Raw genomic sequence first — 15,172 nt, forward strand, 5'->3', positions numbered from 1 at the left:
GAACTCCCTCATTTATCTGCCGTGGGATTGTCAACTAACAACCTAGCAGCAAACTCTATTGCTTGTTCTGCTGTGGAAACCTTGCTCTCAATCTGCGCCACGGCAATTTCTGTGAGGAGTTTGCCGACTAGTGGCGAAGCAGGAATGTTCAGTGCTAACATTATATCTCTGCCACTCACTAACGGTGTGGGATGAGCTACCAGGTCATCAGGGTTAAGATAGCGGGTGATGAAAGGTGCGTAAATGCGTAGGAGATCTGAGTCAGATATCACTTGTGCTGATGTTCCATACGCTACTGCCAAAACAGCGATCGCTGGAAAAACAAAACCCGCTTCTTGAAAGAAAAAATATTGTTCTCGTAAAGACATCACAGGTTCTTTGAATTGTGGTAGCAGCCTTAAAGCGGTAGTCACAGCTTTAATCTCAGCACGACTATAAGTGAGTTGCGTCAATTGTGTTTCTGCTGTTTCTGGTTCTGGGTTGACAAGACAAGCAAGTTTTGCAATACCCAACCAAGTGGTTTTGACTGTATCTCGTATGTATTGGGCAAGTTCTACCCCAAGTTGCTGCCAAATTTCGCCAAGTTGAGAAGCAGCTTTGTCAAGCACTGGCAATAAAATTACACTTTCTTTTGTCGCGTCTTTAAAGAAAGGGACAAGTAAGCCATCTTCCCAAGCTTTTACAATCCAAGGAGTTCCTTGAGCATTAGCCAGCATATAACTCAATTCTGTGCGCACTCTTTCAGGGGCAACTTTTATGATGTGTGATGCTAAAGAGCGAATTGCAGTCTGGGTATCTAGCTCAATCGTAAAACCAAGTTGTGCTGCTTGACGATATGCCCGCATCAACCGCAATGGATCGTCTTCCAAGTTAGCGGGTGATATCATTCGCAAAACACGCTGTTGCAAGTCAACATATCCTTGCAAGGGATCAATGATTTCTTGAGTGTGAGGATTATATGCGATCGCATTCACTGTGAAATCTCGCCTGTGCAAGTCAGTTTCTAGGCGATCGCCTTCTTGTTGAGCAAAATCTACTGTCGCGTCAGGAAACACAACACGAGCAATTTCTCTTTGTGGATCTAACAAAACAAAGCCTGCTGTGTAGTGTGTTGCTATTTTGCGGGCTACTTGTACAGCGTCAGATGATAAAACAAAATCCAGATCCAGATATTCGCGAGTCCTTTCCAAAATAGCATCTCGCACAGCACCACCCACCATGTAAGCTCTTTGTGGCAAGAATTCCAAACTAAATGGCCAATTTTCTGGTGACAGCAGAGAAGGAACTGAACCGTTCATCGTAATAAAAATAAACCCAGCGATTAGTGAATAACAATGGCGCTTAAGCTAGATTATCAATAAAGGTCCCCGGAGTTGGTTTCATTATGTGTGTATGTGTAAATTGCCACTATGTAGACCGCTGTATCACCTACCATGCGGTAGAAACGCAGCACCAACAACCCCACTTGACCGAAACGCCAAATTTTGAGCCGAATGAACCTTCCATAAATGTCAACATCCGTACACGCGAAGATGTGATTGAAATGGAATGGGATGTCGTGGGGTGTCTTAGCTTTAAGCGCGAAATGGGTAAGTGGTCGAAGTTGCGTCCTGGTGAGTTAGTACCCACTTGATGAGCAATTGTGTTGTGTGTGTTCAACGCGGCTACTGCTGTTTGGTGTGGTAGTCGTTTCTATTTGTGTGATTGAATAAAGAACAAGAAATGCTTTTGGTAGATGAAAAAGTTGCGAGTTTACGGATTGCATTCCTTAAACGTTTATAGAAAAACTGGTAGGCATATAGGCATAAACTGATAGATGGTGCGTGACAACATTACAACAAGCATAACGCATCACAATTGTTTATTTTCTCAAAATCCTGCTATCTTTGATGAATCCGACAGTAGAACAGTTACAGCAATTGTACAGAATATGCCAAAGTCTAACTCAGATGTATATACCTATATACTTAATCACTCTCGACAAGAGAACTAAAGGGAGCATCCCAATTTTGCAAAAACATGCTTGTCATTGCGAACAAAGCGAAGCGGAGTGAAGCAATCGCAAACTTTTGAGATTGCTTCGCTTCACTCTGTTCCGCTGCCCTCTGGGCACGCTGCGCTAACGCAATGACAGCTAATCATTTGAATTTGATATAACTTGCACATTTGGGATGCTCCCGAACTAAAGATATATTTATATTGGCAGGTAATGAGTTAGAGGTAACTATTACCTCAAAAGGTAACGTGAGCTACTTATGACTAAACCGAACTTTGAAGCAATGAGCAGACAACAGCTAAGAGAGTACATCTTGATTCATCGAGATGACGACGATGCTATACACGCGATGGTGCTTCTAATACAAAAAGAGGGTAAAACACTCAACTCAATAGAGGAACTTGAACAAATAATTCATGAAAGACGCCAACAGCATCAATAAACTAAGTGGGTGGACAAAATTAAACTCATGGTGGGCATTGCATATTAAAAGCTTGTAACCTTTGCAGAGGAACTGTTTTAGGCAATGCCCACCCTACTGGTATGTTTCATTTATTTATGTCCATCTACTTAAAAAGTTGCATCAATAGGAAGCATAATCACTTAATAGAAAGAGAAAAAAGCACCTATCTTATTTTTTTAACTACTATTTGAAAAAGTTTTGACCACTGAATTGAAACATCTCCAACCAACAAAATACGGACTAGCACTCCATACCACAACTCGTGAATTAGGTTTGGCAATAAGCAATTTTACAGGAGATACACGTTCTGATGTTTGGTATTTGGAGCGTGAGTTATCTAGTCATTTGCATCAATATTTAATTGAGTTTATCCAACCCCAAACTTGGACAGACTTGGCATTTATTGCCGTAGCAAAGGGACCAGGAGGTTTTACTGGAACTCGTATTGGGGTTGTGACTGCGCGTACTTTAGGGCAACAGTTAGACATTCCTGTCTTTGCCATTTCTACTTTAGCAGCGTTAGCTTGGTCGCAAGTTTTTCAGACTTCTTTTGTGTCAACAGAAAAGGGACTGAGGATCAAATCAGAAACAGCTATAGCCGTGCAAATGCCTGCCCAACGCGGTCAAGTTTTCGGTGCTATTTACCAACCCACGCCAGACAATTCTGAACTCAATATTTTATTACCAGATACTGTGATGACATCACAAACATGGCAGGAAAAATTGGCTAGCTGGAATACAGATTATCAACTGATTTCAGCAGAATCTGGATTAGCAGCTACAGTAACAAGTGTGTTGCAACTGGCATACATAGACTGGCAAAAAGGACAACGTCCTAACTGGTCAGAAGCTTTACCATTTTACGGACAGCATCCTGTGGAGACTACAACGCAGTTCACAACCTAGAGCTTTTAGGTGTACTGCCATCTACTTTTCCTTTAATGTACCGTTTTTAAGTTACACAATGTGTGCATTAGTTGCAACAAAAGCGAATTGGAACTTGTTACTCTTAATAAAAGCCAAACCCGTCAGACATCTGACGGGTTTCTTGGTATTGGGAGTGATTGCATAGCTTGCGCTATTTTGTCGTGTAGCAGCCTGAGAGAATCATTCTCTTCTCTCAGGCTGCTGATTTTTTTGTGACTTCATCTTCCAAAACGGCAACTTTCTTCTTGAGATGCTCCAAATCCGCGTATATTTGAGCTAAATCGGGAATCTGTTGCGGCTCTTTAGCAAGGTAGTCCTTTACCCAATTAAGAACAACTTCAGAAGCGTTTTTCCCTTCGGCGTCAACTCTCGCCATAAACGCATCTTTTGTTTGCTTGTCTATCCTGACCACAAGTCGGTCATCTTTTGAGAGTTCTTGCTTTGTCATACAACATCATCCAATACCCTTTAGCTTATTTTGTCCGATTTTTAGCGGATTTGGTACAACACTGTTGAAACTTGTTTTAACAGTGTTGTACCATTGTGGTAACAGACAAAACAAAGAGCGATTGCCTACGGCAGAGCTAGCCCCTAAGGGGGCGCTAGGCAAATGCTTAACGCCCTCTCGCCAAAGCAGTGCAATAGCCCTTTGGGCGGCTCCCTTCGGGAGCATCGTTTTGTAAACCCCGATATTGGGAGATAAAATAACGATGACACAAGTACAACTGATCGCATATGACGAGCAAGCGATTGCGCGGAGCGCAGACGCCTCTTGGCGTATCGCTCAATTCAAGTTGGAACAGCATGTGCAAGCGCAAGCTCTAGCAGTGGAACCGAAAGATGGTGCAAATTATTCTTTACAATCGATAACTCAAGGCTTTTTGTCCAGTGCCGATAGCCCAAAGATACCTATCCCTAATCAAACTAACTCTCAAGCATCCCCAGAAAGAGAACCCATCAAGCATACACTGGTTGGTTCTCCCAAAGCTGTGAATAGCACAATTCGCGTTCTGCATCAACTCAGATACGCTTCAATTAGTGATTGGAGTCCCCTTGTCCCAACTGGTAATACAGGCGAGGTTATGAGCATTTTGATACGTTCGATTTTGGTGCAATAGCCCGTCACTGCTTGTGCTTAACAGAGTTTACAAAAATGGTAGGCTGCACACTATACACTTCGTGTGAGTGTGGGTAGTTGACGCTAGAACTTTTCAAGCTCAAAGTCTCTACCAAACTCAGTGGTAATGGTTGCTGACTAATAGCATTAACGTAATTTGCACTCAAGTAGCGACGGTAACTTTGCTCATTGGCAAGGTAAGTTTGGAAGAATGGAAGACTCAAAACTCTGACATATCGTTGTGCTAACGCAGGGCTTGCACCAATCACCTGTTCGGGAACGGGTACACCAGAAGTTTGTGATTCTCCAATTGTTGAGAAGTGCGTACCACCATTAATTAATGCTAAATATTTATTTGGGGTTGTTAACCAAGTAAAAGGTTGAATTTGTTCTGGAAGTGCAGGAGCAACGGTATCCACACTACTAGCCATCATCATGATTGGAATTTTAATTTGGCTGAGACTGGCTTGCCCCAAAACACTGCTGTCAATCGGATTAATGGCGATCGCGACTTTAACTCGTGAATCCGATAAGTTAGATGTCGTAGATTCTGGTAAACTAAAAGCCAAACACTGAAGTAACAGCGAAAGATTAGCTGTATCTGGTGAAGGTGGGCAGTCTTTTGCTAGTTGCTTAAAATCAATTGGTGCTCCTGCTAATGCTAAAGCTGTGTAACCACCGAAAGATTGACCAACTACGCCTACCTGTTCTAAATTCAAGCGTCCTTTGTATGCAGGATCGGATTTTGATAGGTTACTCAGTTGATTCAACAAATATTTTACATCCAAAGGTCGGTCAATAAATTCTCTGGGACCTGTGACTTCCGCCGCCCTACCAGATAATAACGCTTGCAACTGTTTGGCATCGCTACCTGGATGTTCTGGAACTGCAACAACAAACCCATAAGAAACAAGGTATTCAGCAAGGTAAGCATAACTAGTACGATCAGAACCAAGTCCGTGAGAGATGACAATCACCGGACGAGGGCTAGATATATCTGGTAGGTAGATGTCAGCAGGAAAAGTGCGATTGCGAGATGTATCATTGAGTATAATAGCTCGCTTCTGGTGAGAAAATTTTCCTGGTTTTGACAGGTTTGTCATCAAAGCATTCTCTAGCTTAGATGTAGTGCCTGTATCGGTAGAGGATTGCTGGTTGATGAGTGCGATCGCCTGTTGAGTCTGATTAACCAGTTTCTGGAAAGCTTCTGCAATCTCCAAACTGCGAACTAAATTTATTGTAATTGTCCTTGAGGGAAATTTGCGTAGTACATTTAATAAAGTCAACTTTTGTGGATCAGCTGCTGCAAGAATGAGTGCTGCTCGAATTGCATAGAATCCACTAATACCAGATTCCTGCTGTACAACTTCTCCCAAATTATCTAACAATCTTTCGCCTATCGGCGTGTAGAGAAACTGCGACACTTCTACAGCTTTTAGGGGAATGGGAGTCAGCAAAAATTGCCGCAGTTGGTTGAGTTGTTCTTTTCCTGCATACTGAACATATGCAGCCAATTCATCATCTACTTTGCCTGTTTTGGCATAGGTTTCCAGAGAATTAATCGGAATAGAGCGAGCTACAACACCATAAGAGATAGTCAACCGCTCTGCACTTAAACTAGGACGAGCGGTAAGAGTAGGAATTAACCCTATACTGAGAATACCAAAAACTATTTGTAACCAAATTGATTTATACTTGACAAAATGAGATTGGGGACGCAACCGGACAACTGTGGGGGTAGCAGGAGAAATCGGCGAGCAATTCATGAGTATCACTGAGCGCTGCTCTCATTCTACTAAAACAAGGTTGTGGTGTTAATAGATACTATCAACAGGAATATTGTTTGATAAAATTAGAAAGGTGGGCATCGCCCACCAAAAGCACGTGACATTGATATTTGAAATATTGAATTTGAGATATTGGTGGGTAGTGTTCACCCTACAGAAAATTCCTAATAACTTCCACTACTGCCAGAACGCAGTGGTGCATAGCCGAAAGTCGCATTTGCCATACGGCACCAGATAACTGCAGACTTGAAGTTGGATAGATTAATTGCAGTGGGAATTGGATAGCGTTGTGTACCTTTGAATTTTTGCAGTTTACCCAGATTCACATAACTGCTAAGATTCTGATACTTCGCTGGTGGTTTTTCAGATGAATCTAGAAGAACGTGCAAATCTGGTCCTTGATTGCTAGTCTGAAAAGATGAATCCAGAACAAGGTATTGTTGTCCATTTTCTGTAACAATCTGCGCTGTTCCAGAGGTAGGCTGTTCTGCTTTCACAAAAGTACCAGATGCAGCAATGATTTGCTGTTTTTGAGCAATAAGAGCTTTGGAATGAGCATTTGTAACTGGAGAATTTGATATTCTGGCAGATGGTGTCAATGCCTTGACTGTACCAACTGATAGAAAACAAGCTAAAGAAGAAATAACACCTAATTGTACTAACTGATTCAACTTCATAACTTTTACCTATGAAAACAAGATTCTTTGAGGATTTTTTGCTTTACAGTGTTTTAAGCACAAAATTATTTTCACTCTCTGGTTTTGGTTGAGAATGAGTTTTTGCTGAGAATTCCCACTCAGTTCAATGAGAAATATTTTAGAAAAGCTTAAACAAAAGGAGAAAGCTAATGGACAATAACCGCTGGACACTAACAGGAAAAAAAGCCTTGATTACCGGAGCAACAAAGGGAATTGGACTGGCGATCGCCCAAGAATTCCTATCCCTCGGTGCTGAGATTATGATTGTTGCTAGAGATGCACAAGCAATCAACCAACAGCTTGAGAATTGGCAATTACAAGGATGGAAAGCTTATGGAATTGCTGCAGATGTTGCCACATCTGATGGTCGTCAGGCAATTATTGAACAAGTTAATCAAACATTAGGAGGATTAGATATCCTCGTCAATAATGTTGGTACTAATATTCGCAAAAAGACGCTGGAATACACACAACAAGAGTATGAGCACATATTTCAAACCAATTTAACGTCTACATTTGAAATGTGCCGACTCGCTTACCCTTTGCTGAAAGCAGCAGACAATAGTAGCATCGTCAACGTTGGTTCTGTTGCTGGGTTAACCGCACTTCGCACAGGTACACCTTATGCAATGACTAAAGCAGCGCTTGTACAACTGACTCGTTCTTTAGCTGTAGAATGGGCAGCAAACCAAATTCGGGTAAATACTGTTGCGCCTTGGTTTATTCTCACTCCTTTAACTGAACCTTTATTGAGCAATTCAGATGTGTTAAACTCTGTTCGCTCGCGTACTCCAATGGGACGAATTGGTACGCCAGAAGAAGTCGCAGGTTTAGTAGCGTTTCTGTGTCTGCCAACAGCCACTTACATAACTGGACAGTGTATTGCAGTTGATGGTGGTTTTTTAGCCTTTGGTTTTTAAAAACTATTTTGTAAAAACTATGAAGATATCTGCTCACGAATCTCGATGCAGCCAGTTATAAAGCCCCAAAGAACTGACTGTTGTGATAAAGTGAGCGGCTATACCAGTCATATTTGCCATTGCCACAAAGATATCAAGAGAGCGAATAATGCGACTTGGATCGTAAATTGCTACCCCTTGAGGTTGGGCAATGGATTTTGACAATAGTACTCCCAAACCAGCACCACCCCCCAAAATGAAAAGCAGCATTCCCACTAAACCAGCAATCACACCAATTTGCAGTAATTGGATCACCTGTGCTTTTTTAGGATGTATGTCTGGGTTCGGGTTACGAAGCCGTCTCGCAAAGCGAGTCAGACGAAAAGCTAAATAAAGACTAAAAAGTAATGCTAAAATTCCACAAACAGCCCAAAAGATGCTAAAACTAAGTCCTGGTGTCGTTCCTTGAGTGTAACTACTGACTCCTACTCCAGGTGTAGGTGGCGTCAATGCTTGAGAGAAATTACGACCGGAAATAGCAAATATCAGCATTAAACTAGCAGCAGCTCCTAATCCCAGCTCCAACCAGAAACTTACCCAACCAACAAGGCGCAAAATGTTGGCAATTCTTTCTATTTTGGGATTAAATGTGCCTTCTTCTGATTGGATTTGCATGGTCATAGATAGAGGTTGAACTAAATTAAATTCTTTTGACTTTCACTGTAGGTATATCAGTAGGAAATTACGACCTTCTCAAGTATGAATGACCAGCATTTCAACTAATACTTAAGTTCTATCAGCAAGAGTTCCATCCTCTCTCCACACTGCATAGGTTTTGGAAATTTCTCTGTTGAGACTGTTTACCTTTGTAAAGGTCTTAACAAAACTTTACTTTTCCAGGATTTACTAAGTAGTAGTTTAAAAATGTATAAAATTAAACAGAAAAATCTTTTCATCAATAAAATGAGCATAATCTAATACTCATGTTTTTGAAAAAATTCGCCACAACCGCCGTTATTGTTTTGATAATCAACGTTTGTGCTCGCTTTTTTAAGACACACACCCGAATCACTCAAAGTATAAGAAGTGACACCAGCAATCAAAAAGTCATACTTTGATATTCTCATGAATTTCAAGCAAGTTTTCTTTTCTTGAAATTCTATACTCTAATATATGTAAAACTCTTCCGCTCAAATTTGTCTTATTATATTCTCTCACAATTTGACCACCAAGCTTTTCTGCAATACGTCGGCTAGGAATATTTTCTTGATCAACATCGTATATAAGATATTCGTAATCTAAGTTCTCATCAGCCCAACTTTTTAGTGCAGTGATAGCCTCTAAGCCATAGCCTTGAGCATGTGCAGATTTTTTTAGCCAAATACCAAGTACTAAATTTTTACTATAAATTTCATGGATTCCAGTACATCCCAAAAACTCTTGAGAGTCTTTTTTTAAAATAACCATGACCAGATGATTTCCTGTTTGCATTTCGCATACAGAATCATGAATAAACTCTTCTGTTTCTGTCATATTTTTAGGTGGACGAGGATACATATAAGTCGTAATTTCTTTTGTGAATTCTCTAAAAATATCTTGTTTGTACTTCTGTGATACTGGTATCAATAAAAGCTGATTTGTCAAGATGTTTACTTGAATGAGTTCCATAGTCTTTTATGACGAGTCAAGATGTCATTAAGTTTACTAAATAAATCTAAACTCTGTCGTTTTATTGAAACTAGTTTTTATTAATTTTGTATCTAAGTACTGAATTGAAAAACAAGCAGGGAAAGTTTATCTAAACTTCAACAAGAAAAAATCAAACTTTTGTCATGAAAGAGCTAAAGTTTTGTTAAGATGCAAATGTTAGTATTCTATGAACGAAAAATGCCAATCAAGAGGTGAAGAGATAAATAGGTACTAACACTGTTGAGTTCAACCGATAAAACAATGACCAGTTACATTTTTTTCGATGACGCCCTTCGGATGCTTGTAAACGCTTTCTGTGCTTCAGTACTACTACTTCTTGCCTTTTCTGGCTTAGGTTTAGCAGTCATAGAAACCATAGAAAAAACAGGTATTCGCGTAGACACAAAGCGGTTTAACTAAGCCCAATTTCTCTGTCAATGCTTTCAGTACAGAGGTTTTTCGTAGGGTAAGGTTCCGCTCACCTCAAATCAAAAATTTACTCTTTGTCGAAAACTATTTCGTTCAAGTGTTCGCTAGCAAACAATCTTGGGAACACTCAAGCTATAGAGATCTCATAGCCTTGCACAATAACCTCCTCGATACGAGTGAGTGTATTGCGACTGAGACACAAGCGATGGAGTAAATTGTAATGGGTCTATTCGACGAGATGTTTGGCGCACAAAGCCAAGTTCAAGAAGCACTCAGTCAAGCGGAAGCTTTTGTTGTTATTGCTTTAGCTGCAACAACCTCAGATGGAAATCTTTCTGATGAGCAGGCACGTGGTATTTTATTAGTGCTGTCGCGTATGAAACTCTTCAGATGTTATTCCAATGATGAGATGAATGGGATATTTGATAAAATCCTAGATATCCTGAGGCGACAAGGTATAAATGCTTTGTTTAATTCAGCTAAAGAATCCTTATCCTACGACTTGCGAGAAGCAGCTTTTGCAGTAGCCACAGATTTAGTTTTAACTGATGGAGTCTTTCCTCAAGAAGAGCAAGACTTTTTAAACGATTTGTATCAAGCTTTGGGAATTTCTGCTGATATCGCTACACAAATTATGCAAGTCATGCTGATAAAAAATCGCGGATAGCGATCGCCAATTTTCAACAACCCTTCTCTGAAAGTGGGTTATAAAATGTAGGACTCCATATCTTTGATTTCGGCTAGAGGCTATTTGGCGTTGCTGAATCTAAATATGAATTAAGCTCACGCAAAGGCGCAAAGAATAAGAGTTTTAGATACTGGATTTTTAATTTTAGATACTAATTCAGCAATGCCTACTATCCTACCACAAATATATATCGTAATTTTTTAACAAAAGAAAGAATCGCTTTACAACGTTGGGACGACTTGCTAGCACAGGACTATAGAAATAACTAGACAGCTAGAAACAGCTTTATTATCCTGATTATGTAGGTATTTTTCTCTCTAGAGTTCTGATCGGAACTCTAGAGTCAGAGGCTTTGCTCCAGGCGCGGAGCGTAAGCATGATTCCGCTTGTGACTACTGAGTGCTTGTATAAGCATTGGTTTTCTTCCAGATTGAACGCGTAAATATCAAATTACACCAATTTGAAAAAAGAATGCGACAGATACACACTCCCAAACCCCTGTTACGTCTGGCTTTCTTCATTTTGCGAAAAGTTTGCGCCGGGAAACTTTTCAAGACGAATTTTGAATTTTGTTAGCGCAGCGGTGCGCAGCACATTTTGAATTTTGAATTGGTATTACTTATGCCTTGTTCTGCTACCCTAACTCAACTGCTGTCTGTTCTGTGTGCAAAAGCAGCAAACTTATCAGAAAGCTCATTAGCACATTTAAGTAGTGGTATACAAACAGATTCCCGTACACTCAAGCCTGGTGAAGTCTTTTTAGCTTTACGCGGCGAAAAGTTTGATGGACACGATTTTGTTCCAATGGCAATCGAAAAAGGTGCAATAGCTGCGATAGTTGATTTTGAATACGACAATTCTAAATTTCCTGTCTTGCAAGTCAAAAATACGCTTGAAGCATATCAAAAAATTGGCAGGTGGTGGCGTGATCAGTTTCCGATTCCAGTGATTGGGATTACAGGTTCTGTAGGCAAAACCACAACCAAGGAACTCATTGCAGCAGTTTTGGAGACAAAAGGAAGAGTCCTCAAAACTTATGGAAATTACAACAACGAAATTGGAGTACCAAAAACGCTTTTGCAATTGAGTGCAGAAGATGATTTCGCCGTGATTGAAATGGCGATGCGGGGAAGGGGGCAAATTGCTGAACTGACACAGATAGCACGTCCGACGATTGGGGTGATTACTAATGTGGGAACAGCACACATTGAGTTACTCGGTTCAGAACAGGCTATTGCTGAGGCAAAATCTGAATTATTAGCTCAAATGCCTGAAGATAGTGTAGCAATTCTCAATTATGATCATCCGCGATTAATGGAAACGGCGGCGAGAGTTTGGCAAGGGAAAGTTTTGAGCTATGGCTTTTCTGGTGGCGATATCCAGGGAAATTTGATTGATAGTGACACCTTGGAAGTGGGAGGAATGCAATTGCCTTTACCATTACCAGGACGACATAATGCAAGTAACTTCTTGGCAGCTTTAGCGGTGGCAAAAGTGCTGGGTATTGATTGGTCATCTCTAAAATCGAGTGTGAAAGTGGATATGCCAACAGGGCGATCGCAACGTTTTACTTTGCCCAATGATGTGGTAATCTTAGATGAAACTTATAATGCTGCACCAGAAGCAATGCAAGCAGCCTTGCAATTGTTAGCAGATACACCAGGAAAGCGACGCATTGCTGTGTTGGGTGCAATGAAGGAATTGGGAGAGCGATCGCACCAATTACATCAGCAAGTAGGAGAAACGGTGCAAAAATTAAAGTTGGATGCTTTATTAGTATTAGTGGATGGAGAAGATGCAAAAGCTATAGCCAAGAGTGCTGAAGGAATTCCGTCTGAGTGCTTTGCAACTCATGCAGATTTAGTTGCCACTTTAAAGACTTTTGTACAAGAAGGTGATAGGATTCTTTTTAAGGCAGCGCATTCAGTCGGACTAGATAGAGTGGTGAATCAGTTCCGTACAGAATTTGCTAAATAGATTTTGTAGTTCTCAGTTCATGGCTAATCGCGAATTGTTAAGAGTGCAATTAGCAAACAGCGATTAACGAAACAATAATTTAGTAACAGATGAACATTAATCTACCGCTACAAACGCAACGTCTCATTCTCAGGGATTTTACAAAATCAGATTGGCAAGGAGTGCATAGCTACGCCTGTGATCCAGAAGTTGTTCGTTACGAACCTTTTGGTCCTAACAGTGAAGAAGACACAAAGAGTTTTTTGCAAAGACAGATTAAATTACAACGACAACAACCTCGTGAACATTTTGGTTTGGCAGTGACTTTAAAAGATAATAAACAATTCATTGGTAGCTGTTCTATTTCCATCACAAATCAAGATCAACGAGAAGCTTCAATCGGATACGACTTTGCTAAGGAATTTTGGGGACAAGGATATGCAACTGAAGCTGCACGAAAACTCTTACATTTTGGTTTCCAGCAACTCAATTTACATCGGATTTTTGCAACGTCTGATCCAAAAAATATCCTCTCAATGCGAATTTTGGTAAAAATTGGCATGCGACAGGAGGGGTATTTGCGAGAGTATGAATGGGTTAAGGGTGAGTGGCGAGACCGCTTGCTATATGCCATCCTGGAGCGTGAATGGATACAAATGCAGATTCGCAATGTTGAGTAAACAAAGGCTCTAAAGCGCCGGTACAAAGCGTCAAAATCAGGGATCAAAAACCCGGTTTCTATCGTCGAAAAGACTGTTTTTTCGTTGAGTGACTTTAAAGAAACCGGGTTTTTGGGATTACTGTACTGATGCTCTAAGCTGTCATACATTAACTGCTTGTCTATTACGCTGGCGTACAGTAACTCTTGCTATCGTCAGCTTTTGCGCGTTCCAAAACTTCTTTACCTGTAATCAATCTTGCGCCACGCCTGCGAGTGAAATAGTTCCAGCCCCACTGAATCATGACGAGTAGCTTATTGTCAAACTCAATTAAGAAGTAGATGTGAATAAACAACCAAAATAGCCAAGCCAAAAAGCCTGTAAATTTGATAAACCCTAAGTCCACAACGGCAGAATTTTGTCCAATAACTGCTAAATTACCCCAATCAAAATAACGAAATTGTGGTAGCGTTTTACCTTTGAGCCGTTGTTTGATGAGTGAAGCAACGTATTGTCCTTCCTGCATTGCGACAGGCGCAACACCAGGTAACGGTTTACCGTTTTGATGAGCAAAATGTGCTAAGTCTCCGATGACAAAAATATTGGAGTATTCTTTCAGACTCAAATCAGGTTCAACAATAACTCGTCCAGCGCGATCGCACTCAGCACCTGTCGTTTCTGCTAGCACTTTTCCCAGAGGTGAAGCTTTCACACCTGCAGCCCATAAGACTGTCTTGGCATAAATTTGTGTCACTTGATCACCGCCTTTGAGGGTGACAACATCACCTTCTATGTTCGTGACGAGTGTTTTTGGCTGTACGGTGACACCCAACCGCGTCAGTGATGCTTCTGCTTGTTTTGATAACTCTGGTGCAAATGGTGGGAGAACTCGATCTAAACCTTCGAGGAGTAAAACTTGTGCTTCAGAAGTGTCGATATTGCGGAAATCCTCTTTCATTGTGTGGTAGGCTAGTTCTGCGATCGCTCCTGCTAATTCCACACCTGTTGGACCACCACCAACAATCACAAAAGTTAACCATGCGCGACGTTTTTCGGGATCAGTTTCCTTTTCTGCGGCTTCAAACGCCATGAAAATGCGGTGACGCATTTCTATCGCATCTTCCACAGTTTTTAAACCAGGAGCAAATTCTTCCCACTGATCCTTGCCAAAATAAGAATGCTTTGCACCTGTCGCCAGGATTAAAGAATCGTAATGTATTGCTTCCGCACCCATGAAGACTTTTTGTCCTTGGGGATCGATATTATTCACTTCTCCTAGCAATACTTTCGTATTTTTGCTTTTACTGAGTACAGAACGTAGTGGAGAGGAAATATCAGCGGGAGATATCGTACCAGTAGCGACTTGGTATAAAAGCGGTTGAAATAAATGAAAATTACGTTTATCAATCAGAGTCACATGGACATCAGCGCGCGAGAGTGCTTTTGCTGCATATAATCCTCCAAATCCACCACCGACAATGACGACGTGATGGGGTGGCTGATTTTCTACTGTGTTTACCATAAGATTTATGTCCTTTTATTTACTTACTGTTATTTTAATTAACAAATTGTAATTTTTTTCGTCAGAGTCGTTCTGCTCATTTTTTACATATTAAGAAATGTAAATAGTCTTTGATTAGTTTAGCAAAAAAGTAACAAAAACTACAGTTTTTTGTCTGTGTGGTTGCGATTGGTGGAGATGTTCCCTGTATAAGCTTCAGTGAAGACTACATATTCTTGTTTGGCTTTTCCAGGTTTGCAGGTACTGATACCTTAACTTGGTTCGGTGATTGTGATGTTTACAAGCTAGAGCAGCAGAGCAATAGGAAAAGGGAAGATGGGGAAGTAGGGGAAGTGGGGGAAG

17 protein-coding genes are annotated in these 15,172 nt (G+C 40.8%); 10 read left to right on the forward strand and 7 right to left on the reverse strand.

Going from position 1 to position 15,172, the window contains the following annotated elements; translation table 11 throughout:
- Window positions 1–8 precede the first annotated feature (8 nt).
- The gene (locus DP117_RS11875; RefSeq protein ID WP_169218510.1) at window positions 9–1,298 is read right to left on the reverse strand and encodes a CCA tRNA nucleotidyltransferase; all 1,290 of its coding nucleotides are present in this window, start codon (window positions 1,296–1,298) and stop codon (window positions 9–11) included.
- 86 nt (window positions 1,299–1,384) lie between these two features.
- On the opposite strand from DP117_RS11875, the gene DP117_RS11880 reads away from it, so the two are divergent.
- From DP117_RS11880 to tsaB, 3 genes are all read left to right on the forward strand, one after another.
- Window positions 1,385–1,633 carry a Ycf34 family protein gene (locus DP117_RS11880; RefSeq protein WP_169218511.1) on the forward strand — a complete coding sequence of 83 codons (249 nt, stop codon included), beginning with the start codon at window positions 1,385–1,387 and terminating at the stop codon, window positions 1,631–1,633.
- 622 nt (window positions 1,634–2,255) lie between these two features.
- Window positions 2,256–2,438, forward strand: a complete 183-nt coding sequence (locus DP117_RS11885) for a hypothetical protein (RefSeq protein ID WP_169218512.1) — start codon at window positions 2,256–2,258, stop codon at window positions 2,436–2,438.
- 219 nt (window positions 2,439–2,657) lie between these two features.
- The gene (gene tsaB / locus DP117_RS11890) at window positions 2,658–3,365 is read left to right on the forward strand and encodes a tRNA (adenosine(37)-N6)-threonylcarbamoyltransferase complex dimerization subunit type 1 TsaB (protein WP_169218513.1); all 708 of its coding nucleotides are present in this window, start codon (window positions 2,658–2,660) and stop codon (window positions 3,363–3,365) included.
- Window positions 3,366–3,579: 214 nt separating this feature from the next.
- Here the strand turns inward: tsaB and DP117_RS11895 are convergent, their stop codons facing one another.
- On the reverse strand, window positions 3,580–3,834 hold the full coding sequence (locus DP117_RS11895) for a hypothetical protein (protein ID WP_169218514.1): 255 nt from the start codon (window positions 3,832–3,834) through the stop codon (window positions 3,580–3,582).
- Window positions 3,835–4,096: 262 nt separating this feature from the next.
- On the opposite strand from DP117_RS11895, the gene DP117_RS37220 reads away from it, so the two are divergent.
- Entirely contained in the window at window positions 4,097–4,504 is a 408-nt protein-coding gene (locus DP117_RS37220) for a hypothetical protein (protein WP_339381193.1), read from the forward strand.
- Window positions 4,505–4,508: 4 nt separating this feature from the next.
- Here the strand turns inward: DP117_RS37220 and DP117_RS11905 are convergent, their stop codons facing one another.
- Together DP117_RS11905 and DP117_RS11910 are read right to left on the reverse strand one after the other, a co-directional pair.
- A complete protein-coding gene (locus DP117_RS11905) occupies window positions 4,509–6,269 on the reverse strand; it encodes an alpha/beta hydrolase (RefSeq protein WP_169218515.1) in 1,761 nt (586 codons plus the stop codon).
- Window positions 6,270–6,454: 185 nt separating this feature from the next.
- A complete protein-coding gene (locus DP117_RS11910) occupies window positions 6,455–6,967 on the reverse strand; it encodes a DM13 domain-containing protein (protein ID WP_169218516.1) in 513 nt (170 codons plus the stop codon).
- A gap of 170 nt (window positions 6,968–7,137) precedes the next feature.
- On the opposite strand from DP117_RS11910, the gene DP117_RS11915 reads away from it, so the two are divergent.
- Window positions 7,138–7,908 carry an SDR family oxidoreductase gene (locus DP117_RS11915; protein WP_169218517.1) on the forward strand — a complete coding sequence of 257 codons (771 nt, stop codon included), beginning with the start codon at window positions 7,138–7,140 and terminating at the stop codon, window positions 7,906–7,908.
- A gap of 33 nt (window positions 7,909–7,941) precedes the next feature.
- Here DP117_RS11915 and DP117_RS11920 read toward each other — a convergent pair whose 3' ends face one another.
- Window positions 7,942–8,562, reverse strand: a complete 621-nt coding sequence (locus DP117_RS11920; protein WP_169218527.1) for a DUF3611 family protein — start codon at window positions 8,560–8,562, stop codon at window positions 7,942–7,944.
- Window positions 8,563–8,994: 432 nt separating this feature from the next.
- Window positions 8,995–9,555 carry a GNAT family N-acetyltransferase gene (locus DP117_RS11925; RefSeq protein ID WP_169218518.1) on the reverse strand — a complete coding sequence of 187 codons (561 nt, stop codon included), beginning with the start codon at window positions 9,553–9,555 and terminating at the stop codon, window positions 8,995–8,997.
- A 282-nt stretch (window positions 9,556–9,837) separates the two neighbouring features.
- On the opposite strand from DP117_RS11925, the gene DP117_RS11930 reads away from it, so the two are divergent.
- The 4 genes from DP117_RS11930 to DP117_RS11945 all read left to right on the forward strand — a co-directional run bounded on the left by DP117_RS11930 (window position 9,838) and on the right by DP117_RS11945 (window position 13,329).
- On the forward strand, window positions 9,838–9,996 hold the full coding sequence (locus tag DP117_RS11930) for a hypothetical protein (RefSeq protein WP_169218519.1): 159 nt from the start codon (window positions 9,838–9,840) through the stop codon (window positions 9,994–9,996).
- 229 nt (window positions 9,997–10,225) lie between these two features.
- Window positions 10,226–10,672, forward strand: coding sequence for a tellurite resistance TerB family protein (locus DP117_RS11935; RefSeq protein ID WP_169218520.1), 447 nt, complete (start codon window positions 10,226–10,228; stop codon window positions 10,670–10,672).
- A 642-nt stretch (window positions 10,673–11,314) separates the two neighbouring features.
- The gene (gene murF, locus DP117_RS11940) at window positions 11,315–12,670 is read left to right on the forward strand and encodes a UDP-N-acetylmuramoyl-tripeptide--D-alanyl-D-alanine ligase (RefSeq protein WP_169218521.1); all 1,356 of its coding nucleotides are present in this window, start codon (window positions 11,315–11,317) and stop codon (window positions 12,668–12,670) included.
- 89 nt (window positions 12,671–12,759) lie between these two features.
- A complete protein-coding gene (locus DP117_RS11945; RefSeq protein WP_169218522.1) occupies window positions 12,760–13,329 on the forward strand; it encodes a GNAT family N-acetyltransferase in 570 nt (189 codons plus the stop codon).
- A gap of 163 nt (window positions 13,330–13,492) precedes the next feature.
- On the opposite strand, the gene DP117_RS11950 is transcribed toward DP117_RS11945, so the two are convergent.
- Window positions 13,493–14,830: an NAD(P)/FAD-dependent oxidoreductase gene (locus DP117_RS11950; protein WP_169218523.1), complete on the reverse strand. Its 1,338-nt coding sequence runs from the start codon at window positions 14,828–14,830 to the stop codon at window positions 13,493–13,495.
- A 158-nt stretch (window positions 14,831–14,988) separates the two neighbouring features.
- Here DP117_RS11950 and DP117_RS35370 point away from each other — a divergent pair.
- On the forward strand, window positions 14,989–15,172 hold a 184-nt coding region (locus DP117_RS35370; protein WP_211176052.1), incomplete at its 3' end, for a hypothetical protein.

Source organism: Brasilonema sp. UFV-L1 (genome assembly GCF_012912105.1).
In the GTDB taxonomy this organism is placed as follows: domain Bacteria; phylum Cyanobacteriota; class Cyanobacteriia; order Cyanobacteriales; family Nostocaceae; genus Brasilonema.

Coding starts and splice junctions, on each gene's coding strand:
- DP117_RS11925 (WP_169218518.1), bottom strand. CDS start 9,555: ATGGAACTCATTCAAGTAAACATCTTGACAAATCAGCTTTTATTGATA.
- DP117_RS11930 (WP_169218519.1), top strand. CDS start 9,838: ATGACCAGTTACATTTTTTTCGATGACGCCCTTCGGATGCTTGTAAAC.
- murF (WP_169218521.1), top strand. CDS start 11,315: ATGCCTTGTTCTGCTACCCTAACTCAACTGCTGTCTGTTCTGTGTGCA.
- DP117_RS11875 (WP_169218510.1), bottom strand. CDS start 1,298: ATGAACGGTTCAGTTCCTTCTCTGCTGTCACCAGAAAATTGGCCATTT.
- DP117_RS37220 (WP_339381193.1), top strand. CDS start 4,097: ATGACACAAGTACAACTGATCGCATATGACGAGCAAGCGATTGCGCGG.
- DP117_RS11935 (WP_169218520.1), top strand. CDS start 10,226: ATGGGTCTATTCGACGAGATGTTTGGCGCACAAAGCCAAGTTCAAGAA.
- DP117_RS11895 (WP_169218514.1), bottom strand. CDS start 3,834: ATGACAAAGCAAGAACTCTCAAAAGATGACCGACTTGTGGTCAGGATA.
- DP117_RS11910 (WP_169218516.1), bottom strand. CDS start 6,967: ATGAAGTTGAATCAGTTAGTACAATTAGGTGTTATTTCTTCTTTAGCT.
- DP117_RS11905 (WP_169218515.1), bottom strand. CDS start 6,269: ATGAATTGCTCGCCGATTTCTCCTGCTACCCCCACAGTTGTCCGGTTG.
- DP117_RS11950 (WP_169218523.1), bottom strand. CDS start 14,830: ATGGTAAACACAGTAGAAAATCAGCCACCCCATCACGTCGTCATTGTC.
- DP117_RS11880 (WP_169218511.1), top strand. CDS start 1,385: ATGTGTGTATGTGTAAATTGCCACTATGTAGACCGCTGTATCACCTAC.
- DP117_RS11945 (WP_169218522.1), top strand. CDS start 12,760: ATGAACATTAATCTACCGCTACAAACGCAACGTCTCATTCTCAGGGAT.
- DP117_RS11915 (WP_169218517.1), top strand. CDS start 7,138: ATGGACAATAACCGCTGGACACTAACAGGAAAAAAAGCCTTGATTACC.
- DP117_RS11885 (WP_169218512.1), top strand. CDS start 2,256: ATGACTAAACCGAACTTTGAAGCAATGAGCAGACAACAGCTAAGAGAG.
- DP117_RS11920 (WP_169218527.1), bottom strand. CDS start 8,562: ATGCAAATCCAATCAGAAGAAGGCACATTTAATCCCAAAATAGAAAGA.